Origin of the sequence: Bradyrhizobium xenonodulans (assembly GCF_027594865.1) — a bacterium.
GTDB classification, from domain to species: domain Bacteria; phylum Pseudomonadota; class Alphaproteobacteria; order Rhizobiales; family Xanthobacteraceae; genus Bradyrhizobium; species Bradyrhizobium xenonodulans.
On sequence record NZ_CP089391.1, the window covers coordinates 2,714,048 to 2,722,133 of the forward strand.

Consider the following 8,086-nt stretch of genomic DNA (forward strand, 5'->3'; position numbering starts at 1 on the left):
GAAATATCGTTCCGCTTTGGATTGGAGACAATCCATGCAAATATGACGTCTATGTCTACGATTTGGAAACAATCGGGCGGCCCGGCCCTTGGATAAGGTCTCCAGCCTCAGGGCCTTCGTGAAGGTGGTCGAAAGCGGCAGCTTTGCCGAGGCCGGCCGGCAGCTGCGGCTGTCGCGCTCGGCGATCAGCAAATACATCGCCGACCTCGAAGAGAGCCTCGGCGTCCAGCTCCTGAACCGGACCACCCGGCACGCCAGCCCGACCGAGAACGGCCAGCGCTATTTCGAGCGCGCCGTGGTGATCCTCTCCGAGATCGAGGCGGCCGACCAGGCGGTGACGCAGGCCCAGTCGGCGCCGCGGGGTCTGTTGCGGGTCAACGCGCCGATGTCGTTCGGCACGATGCGGCTGGGCCCCGTGCTCGCCGACTTCATGGCGCGCTATGGCGAGCTTCAGCTCCAGATCGTGCTCAGCGACGATCTGCTCGATCCGGTGCAGGACGGCTTTGACGTGACGTTGCGGATTGCGGAATTGGAATCATCGAGCTTGATCGCGCGAAAAATCATGCCGGTGGCGCGCATGATCTGCGCCTCGCCCGATTATCTCGCGCGTCACGGCACGCCAAGACATCCGCAGGATCTGCGCGAGCATACTTCGCTCACTTACGGATTCCTGCTGACCGGCAATCAGTGGAAGCTCACAGGCAGCGACGGCGACCACTGGATCCAGCCGGCCTGGTCGCTCTGCGTCAACAACGCCGAGGTGCTGCGCGACGTCGCGATCAAGGGCAGGGGGCTGGCGCTACTGCCGGAGTTCATTGCGGCGGACGCGTTGAAGACGGGCGAACTGCGGACCGTGCTGGACGAGTATTCTGCGCCGCCACTCGCGCTCTACGCGGTCTATCCAGCGACCCGGCATCTGTCGGTGAAAGTCAGGCTCTTCATCGATTTTCTGGTCGAACGCTTCAGCCGTGACGAGGACGAATCCGGCGGGCGCAGACGTGCGGAGGCGAGGCCGTGACCCATAAATCTGCCGGGCGACTTGCCCCCGGTGCAAGATATGCACGGTTCGGATCAGAAGCGGTCCTGCCGGAAAACGCAGTATAGGTCGGTCGGCTAAGGGCCGGATGCGAAAGAGCGTGTACTAAGCAAGTCTTGGTCAGCTTGATCAGATCGCCCGTATCGACCCACCGAGAGTCCCGCGCAGGTGGCTGGACACTATTATACCGTAACGGAAACCTGAACTTTCTTCCCATCCCTCGGGACTCATACTTGCGTCCCGACATCGCGCCTTCAGATACGGAAAGCTTCAGCCGCTGCCGGGCGTCGCCGAGGGCTCTCTTTCGCGCCGCCGCGAAGAGCCGGGGCCTGACGTGTAGCTCGTCGGCGCTTCTCGACTTAGTTTCAACAAGCTCAGGAGGAACACATGCGGAAGTCTCTCAGCTTTTTCCTTTCTGGCGTGGCATTGGCCGTCGCGGCGTCGACTGCTGTAGCCGGTGAGCGGGTACTTGAGTTCAAGCTGGTCACGAAGCCAATCGACCTCAAGGTCATAGAGGCCGCAAACGTCGAAGGGCAGACGGTTGTGTCTGGCAAATTCTTTGGGGTCGCCGTCTTCAACGATGGCCGTATCGGAGTGAAAGAGTTCGTCAATAGTTCGGACTTGCTCAAAGGGTCGGGTCCCTTCTTCGGCTATAGCACTTACACCTTCGAGGAAGGCTCGATTACGGCGCGCTACACCGGTTCCGCCAAAGACGGCAAATCAACGGGCGAATACACGATTCTGTCGGGCACAGGTGCTTACGCGAACGCCACGGGTACGGGAACAATCGAAAGCGCACCGAACCCATTCAAGGGCGTCAACCTGCTGAACATAAAGCTCGTCGTTAAAACATCGGGTTCGTGATGGCGCAATGTTCACAGGTCCCACACGAAGGACGTTGATCCCTTGGGTGGCGTGTTGGCCCGGCCGGCGGCACATTGTCGGCCGGGCGACCTGCCGAAGAAACCGACTGGAGTCGTTGAGATCGATCTCCCTCTTGGCCAGCTGGGAGCGAACGCCCAGGTTGGCTTTGGGGACCCAGATGAACGCTAGGCGCACCGGCTTGCCCGTCCTGCACAGCACCCGAAGAATGTCAGGGCTTGAGCGACGCTGAAAAGGCGACCAGCGCGATCATGTCGTCGATGCTGAGATTCTCGACAATCGGCTTCATGAGTTCGCTATTGGCGCCCTTGCGCGCACCCGATTTGAAGTCATAGAGCTGCCGGAACATGTAGGTGGGCGAACGGGACGCGAGCCCCGGCGCGATGGCAGTCCCATTGAGGTCAGCACCGTGACAGGTCCCGCACTGGACGCGCGGATCGCTGTTCGCTGCCAGCGTCCGTCCTTTCTGAACGCTGCCTACCGGGACGTAGGCGATGAAACGAGCGCGCGAATCCCGGCTGACAAAGTGTTCAACGTTTTCCGGTATCTCGATGATGCGCTGACCGATGGGTTCTTTCTCGGTGCCGTCCAGCGGAGCCAAGAACAAGTCTCTCACCTGTGTTTTTGGCACCGCCTCGGCCTCTACGACGGCAATATTCGATCTCGGCGTGATGGAGGCGAAGTAGGCCGCGGCCTCTCCGAGTTCCTGATCGGTCACCGCTTTGGACAACTTGATCATCAGGTCGGTGGCGACGCGAGGCGCCGAGTTCTTGCGCAGGCCCGTCTTGAACTCCGCCGTTTGCTGAATGATGTATTCCGCGGAGAGGCCAAATAGGCTGGCATTCTCAGGACCGCCCGGTCCGTCGGCCCGGTGACAGACGCCGCACGCGAACACCTCTGGCTTTCGTCCCTTCGCCACGATTTCTGGCATTGGTGGATGATCGTCCGGGTGCCAGTCGGGCGCGGCGAACAGATCCCGCACTTGCGTGAGCGTAAAACCGGCGGTGCTGTCAGGAACGTGCCTGATCGTACCATCGTCAGGCGTGCGTTGAAAATTGGGCGGATTTACCGGGTAGGCCCATGCTGGCGGGCCCTCCTGGATTTGCGCACGCGCGCCTGCCGCGGTGAGCAATGCCAGCGAGAACGCCCATAGAGCGGTCGGAAATCTCATGGCTCTCGACCTCCCAGCGCGTCGGTGAAGCCAAACTGTACTTTCCGAAGGCGAAGATCAGGAGCGGCTAACCGACCGCTTGTCGGGCGACGGGACGCCGCTGCTCCTCCGCCACATCGAAAACACCATTCAACGCCGGGGACTCGCAGACGTCAATGTGCGATTCAGCTGTCTTGGTCTGCTCAGGGTCGAACGCGAAGAACTCAATCCGAGCAAATCTAGCTCACCGAACGCTGCTCGGCGGGCCGGAGCAGATCGTCGAGCGCGCTCATCGACGCTGCACGCAGCGTAGCGAGCTCACGCGCGGTACTCTGGCACTCGGGTAGAGACATCGTGGCTGCCGCCAGCTCTATCTCGCGGCAGCGCTCGAACAGGCAGACGAGGCCGAGCGCGCTCGCCGCGCTGCCGAGCTGGTGCGTGAACCGCGCGAGCTGGTTGTGCTCGCCGATCTCCGCGGCCCTGGCGATGTCCGCGATCAGTCTGTCGCTGGTCTCCTGGAGCAGAAGATGCAGCTTGGCAATCTGCGTTGGCCCCAAGAGTTCTTTCTGGTCGTCGAGAAAATGCCGGTCGATCAAGGCGCCTGCGGCGAGCTGTGCGGCGGCCGGCTCGTCGGGAGTGTCCTCGATCGCCTCGCGCAGCGCGTTGATCAGGATCGGCTTGCTGACGATCTTGGCGATGCCGGCGCCGGCGAGCCGCTCGCGGGCGCTGCTCGACACGTCGGCGGTCACGGCGATGATGCGCGGCATCCGCGGCAGATCGAGCTTGCCGATCCGCGATGCCGCCTCCACGCCGTCCATGTCGGGCATGTGCAGGTCCATCAGGATGACGTCGAACGCCTGCTCGCGGGCGAGCTCTATGGCCGAGGCGCCATTCGCTGCGATGGTCGGACGATGGCCGAGCCGGCTCAGAATGGCTTCACCGACCTCGCAATTGACGGGATCGTCGTCGACCAGCAGCACGCGGAGTTGCCGCGACGGCGGCGGTATCGCGCCTTGCGCGATACCGTGCGCGGCGCGTCCGAGCGGCACGTCGAGCGTGAACGCGCTGCCCGCGCCCGGCGTGCTCTCCACCGTCAGCTCGCCGCGCATCAGGCGGGTGAGGCGCCGCGCGATCGCAAGCCCGAGGCCGGTGCCGCCGAACCGCCGCGCGATGCTGTCGTCGGCCTGGACGAAATCCTCGAAGATGCGCTCATGCATGTCGGGCGCGATGCCGATGCCGGTGTCACGAACGGTGACGTGCAGCCGCACATGATCGTCGTGCGGCTCCGCCGCCGCTTTCAATTCAATCCCGCCGCGCGGGGTGAACTTGATCGCGTTGCCGATCAGATTGAGCAGGATGCGATTGAGCCTGACAGGATCGCCGTGCACCGATGTTTTGACCGTCGCATCGCAGGCGACGTCGAAGGTCAGGGCCTTGCCGAAGGCCTGCGGACGCATCAGGTCCGAGGCCGTCTCGATGAGCTGGTCGAGGCGGAAGTCGCGCATCTCCAGCGTTTCGGTACTGGCCTCTAGGCGGGCATATTCCAGCACCGCATCGACCAGCGCGATCAGCGTCTCGCCCGACGCGGCGGCGGTCGCGAGGTGGCGCCGCTGCGCCTCGCCCAGGCTGTCGTCGTCGAGCAGCTGCAGCACGCCCATCACGCCGTTGAGCGGCGTGCGCAACTCGTGGCTGACGACGGCGAGGAAGCGCGATTTGGTTTCGTTGGCGGCCACCGCAGCGCTGCGCGCGCGCTCGGCTGCGTCATGCTCGGCAAGGGCGTGGTCGCGGGCCTTCTCGAGCTCGGACGTCCGCTCGGCCACCTTGCGCTCGAGCGTCGCGTAGGAGTCGCGCAAATGCGCGGCCATCCGGTTGAACTGGTCGCCGAGCGCTTCCAGCTCGTCGCCGGTCTTGATCGCGAGCCGCAGGCCGAGATCGCCGCTCCCGATCAGCTTCGCTCCTTGCGTCAGCATCTGGATCGGCACGGTCATGCGCCGGCTGAGCCAGAGCGATACCAGCACGGCACCAGCCAGCAGGATGACCAGCAGAAACGTCGAGCGTCCGATCGATGCGTAGATCGGCGCGTAGGCTTCGGTGAGCGGCAGCTCGACGAAGACAAGCCAGCCGAGCGAGGGTACCGTCGCATAGGTCGACAGCACGCGCTGACCGGACAGGTCTTCCTTGACCAGGCCGCCCGAGGGCGGGCCCACGCCATCGAGTGCGGCGCGCACGTCCGGATGGCCGGAGAGATCGCTGCGCTGGAGTGCCCGCCACAGATCGGGATGCGCGATCAACACCCCCATGCGGTCGACCACATAGGCCTTGCCGGTGTTGCCGACCCTGATCCCGGCGACGAGGTCCCAGATGAAACGCAAATTGACCTCGGCGACAATCACGTCGGGAGCGCGGCCGGTTCCGCGCGTGGCAAGCGTCATGAACGGCTCGGTGTCGCCGAAGAAATAGACGGGACCGTAATAAGCCCGGCTTTCATTGGCGCCGCGGAAGGCGGGCGAAGCGGAGAGATCGGCATTGCTGCCGACCCTGTCCGCGACACGGCGCGACACGCGCACCTGCTCGCGGCCCTGCGCATCGATTTCGGCAATTTCCGCAATCGGGGGCGAGAGCCGCAGAAGGCGGATGGCGTTCAGGCGCTCGTCTTCGTTCGTCGACAGCTCCGGCGGCAGGCGCGCGAGCCATCTGATCTGGTTTTCGATCTGGCCGATGAACTGGCCGATCTGAATGGCCGCGCTTGCGGCCTGCTCGCGCTGGGTTGCGGCGAGAAGCTGCTTCTGCTCGTGATAGGAGAACCAGACGTCGAAGCCAGTGTTGATGGCGAGCGCGGCAAAGGCGAGGGCGACGATCGCGTAGAGATATTTTCTGAACAGCCGGCCGGGAGGCGTCCGCAAATGTCCCTGGTCGACCTGTTCGTTCACTCACGGATCTCGTCGGCACGCGCGAGCAGCGTGAATGGAATGGTCAGTCCGAGCGTGCGGGCGACCGTGCGATTGATCAGCAACTCGTATTTCCGCGGCGATTGCACCGGCAGGTCGCCGGCCTTGGTCCCGCGCAGGATGAGATCGACATAGTCGGCCGAGCGCACCTCGAACGTCGGCCCATAGCTCATCAGCCCGCCTGCATCCATGAAATAATGGAACGGATAAATCGTGGGCACGCGATATTTGGCTGCCGACGCCACGACCGCCTGCCGGTTGACCACGAGGAAGCTGTCGACCAGCGCAATCATCGCCGCCCTGGGCGGTTCGGAGAAGCGCCTGATGGCTTCGTCGATGTCCGCTGACGTGTTGACGGGTGCGGCGACCGCGGACACTCCGGCCGCCGCGGCCTCCTGCTCGATCGATTCGAGGAAGAAGCGCCCGCCGCGAGGGCTGGTCACCGGGTTGAAGAGGACACCGACGCGGGCGATATCAGGCACGGCCTCCCGGATCAGTTGCAGCCATTTGCCGCCCATATCGGCGGTGCTGTTGGTGAAGCCGGTGACGTTACCGCCAGGATGCGCAAGGCTTTCGACGAAGCCGCTGCCGACGGGATCGTGGGCGGTCGCGAACACGATCGGGACGGTCTTGGTGGCCGCGAGGACGGCTGCGGTTTCGACCGTCGAGCCGGTCAGGATCACGTCCGGCTCGAGCTCGAGCACCTCCTGGATCGCAGCCTTCAGCCTGTCTGGAGCGCCGAAGGTCGAACGGAGCTCGAGGCGGAAGTTGACGCCTTCGACCCAGCCCCGCTGCCTCAAGCCGCCGACGAGGCCGCCCAGACGAGAGGTCGGGCTATCGATCATGCTTCGTCTGGTCAGCTCGTCGTCGAGCGGCAGTGCCGTCAGCGAGGCCACGATCCGCATGCGATCCGACGTTGCGCCGAGCGCAAGCCATCCTGCGGCGGTCGTGCCCGCGAGGCGAATGAAGCCGCGGCGATCGACCGCGAACGCGGAAGGCCGTTCGGTCATGGAATTCTCTGCTCGATGGTCCGTCCCAAACCGGATGATTAACGTGAAAGGGCGGTGTCCACAATTGATGAAAAAATGCGCTTATGAATGTTCATTCGCAGCTTTCGGCAGTCCGATACCGTATTGCTGGCCCGGCCAGAGAGTCGCTGTTTCGAGCTTTGTCTGCTCCGTGACGATTCGCAACGCATTGTGGCGTTGCAATATTTTTCGTCCCGGTTGCGGTGTCGGCCCGGAGAAGTCGGTTCGCAGCGGCTGATTTTTGAAGCGTTGTTTCAGGTTTGTTTCGAAGGTTTTTCGATGCGCAAAATCCATCTCCTGCCGGCTCTCGTCGGCCTCCTCACATCTGTTGCAGTCGGGCCGCTCGCGGCTCAGGGAGCTGTCCCCAAGCAGAAGGCGGCGCCGGCCCCAAAAGCCGCCGCTGCCGGTGCGCCAGCCGCCGCAGGCGTACCGGCGGGCACGACGTCGACGGCCGCCGCCGAGACGCCTGCCGCCGGTGAGGACAAGGCGGCCAAGGCGATCGACGGCTTCCGCTCGGCCAAGTTCGGCATGAGCGAGACCGACGTGCGCGCGGCGATGACGAAGGACTTCAGCGCCAAGCCCGACGCCATCAAGATCCAGGACAACGCGTCCGAGCTGACGCGCAGCCTGCTGCTCACCGTTCCGGAGCTGCTGCCGAACGGCGGCGCCGCCGAGCTCTCCTATGTGTTCGGCTACAAGTCCAAGTCGCTGATCCAGGTCGGTGCGGTCTGGTCGAAGAGCACCGACACGGCGTTGACGGCCGAGAAGCTGTTCTCCAACGCCAACATCCTGCGCGCCCATTTCATGGGCGAAGGCTTCAAGCCCGATTCGGTCGCGGTGAACATGCCGGTCGCGGGCGGCATCGTGATGTTCCGCGGCAGCGACGCCAAGGATCACTCGGTGATCCTGCTGCTCCAGGGCACGTTCGAGAACAAGGAGAACAACCAGCGTGTGCTGACGCCCACCAGCCTGCTGCTGTTCTACGTCGCCGACGCCAAGAGCCCCGACATCTTCAAGCTGCCGCCCGGCCAGTTCTGATGCC

Annotated in this window: 7 protein-coding genes; 3 read left to right on the plus strand and 4 right to left on the minus strand. The window is 63.9% G+C overall.

The annotated features are described in order from the left end of the window. Positions 1 to 88 precede the first annotated feature (88 nt). Positions 89 to 1,018 carry a LysR family transcriptional regulator gene (locus I3J27_RS12645; RefSeq protein ID WP_270169553.1) on the plus strand — a complete coding sequence of 310 codons (930 nt, stop codon included), beginning with the start codon at positions 89 to 91 and terminating at the stop codon, positions 1,016 to 1,018. 405 nt (positions 1,019 to 1,423) lie between these two features. After that, positions 1,424 to 1,900, plus strand: a complete 477-nt coding sequence (locus I3J27_RS12650) for a hypothetical protein (RefSeq protein WP_270169555.1) — start codon at positions 1,424 to 1,426, stop codon at positions 1,898 to 1,900. A gap of 229 nt (positions 1,901 to 2,129) precedes the next feature. On the opposite strand, the gene I3J27_RS12655 is transcribed toward I3J27_RS12650, so the two are convergent. From I3J27_RS12655 to I3J27_RS12670, 4 genes are all read right to left on the minus strand, one after another. Beyond that, on the minus strand, positions 2,130 to 3,089 hold the full coding sequence (locus tag I3J27_RS12655) for a c-type cytochrome (RefSeq protein WP_270169557.1): 960 nt from the start codon (positions 3,087 to 3,089) through the stop codon (positions 2,130 to 2,132). 218 nt (positions 3,090 to 3,307) lie between these two features. Beyond that, the gene (locus I3J27_RS12660; RefSeq protein ID WP_270169559.1) at positions 3,308 to 5,998 is read right to left on the minus strand and encodes a hybrid sensor histidine kinase/response regulator; all 2,691 of its coding nucleotides are present in this window, start codon (positions 5,996 to 5,998) and stop codon (positions 3,308 to 3,310) included. Next, the gene (locus I3J27_RS12665; RefSeq protein ID WP_270169562.1) at positions 5,995 to 7,026 is read right to left on the minus strand and encodes an ABC transporter substrate-binding protein; all 1,032 of its coding nucleotides are present in this window, start codon (positions 7,024 to 7,026) and stop codon (positions 5,995 to 5,997) included. The genes I3J27_RS12660 and I3J27_RS12665 overlap by 4 nt, the downstream gene beginning before the upstream one ends. Positions 7,027 to 7,107: 81 nt before the next feature. Further along, on the minus strand, positions 7,108 to 7,338 hold the full coding sequence (locus I3J27_RS12670; protein ID WP_270169564.1) for a hypothetical protein: 231 nt from the start codon (positions 7,336 to 7,338) through the stop codon (positions 7,108 to 7,110). Here I3J27_RS12670 and I3J27_RS12675 point away from each other — a divergent pair. After that, a complete protein-coding gene (locus I3J27_RS12675; RefSeq protein WP_270169566.1) occupies positions 7,324 to 8,082 on the plus strand; it encodes a hypothetical protein in 759 nt (252 codons plus the stop codon). The genes I3J27_RS12670 and I3J27_RS12675 overlap by 15 nt on opposite strands. Positions 8,083 to 8,086 lie beyond the last annotated feature (4 nt).

Excerpts from the sequence above, each read along its gene's own strand:
- I3J27_RS12675 (WP_270169566.1), top strand. The coding sequence starts at position 7,324 with ATGCGCAAAATCCATCTCCTGCCGGCTCTCGTCGGCCTCCTCACATCT.
- I3J27_RS12650 (WP_270169555.1), top strand. The coding sequence starts at position 1,424 with ATGCGGAAGTCTCTCAGCTTTTTCCTTTCTGGCGTGGCATTGGCCGTC.
- I3J27_RS12655 (WP_270169557.1), bottom strand. The coding sequence starts at position 3,089 with ATGAGATTTCCGACCGCTCTATGGGCGTTCTCGCTGGCATTGCTCACC.
- I3J27_RS12665 (WP_270169562.1), bottom strand. The coding sequence starts at position 7,026 with ATGACCGAACGGCCTTCCGCGTTCGCGGTCGATCGCCGCGGCTTCATT.
- I3J27_RS12670 (WP_270169564.1), bottom strand. The coding sequence starts at position 7,338 with ATGGATTTTGCGCATCGAAAAACCTTCGAAACAAACCTGAAACAACGC.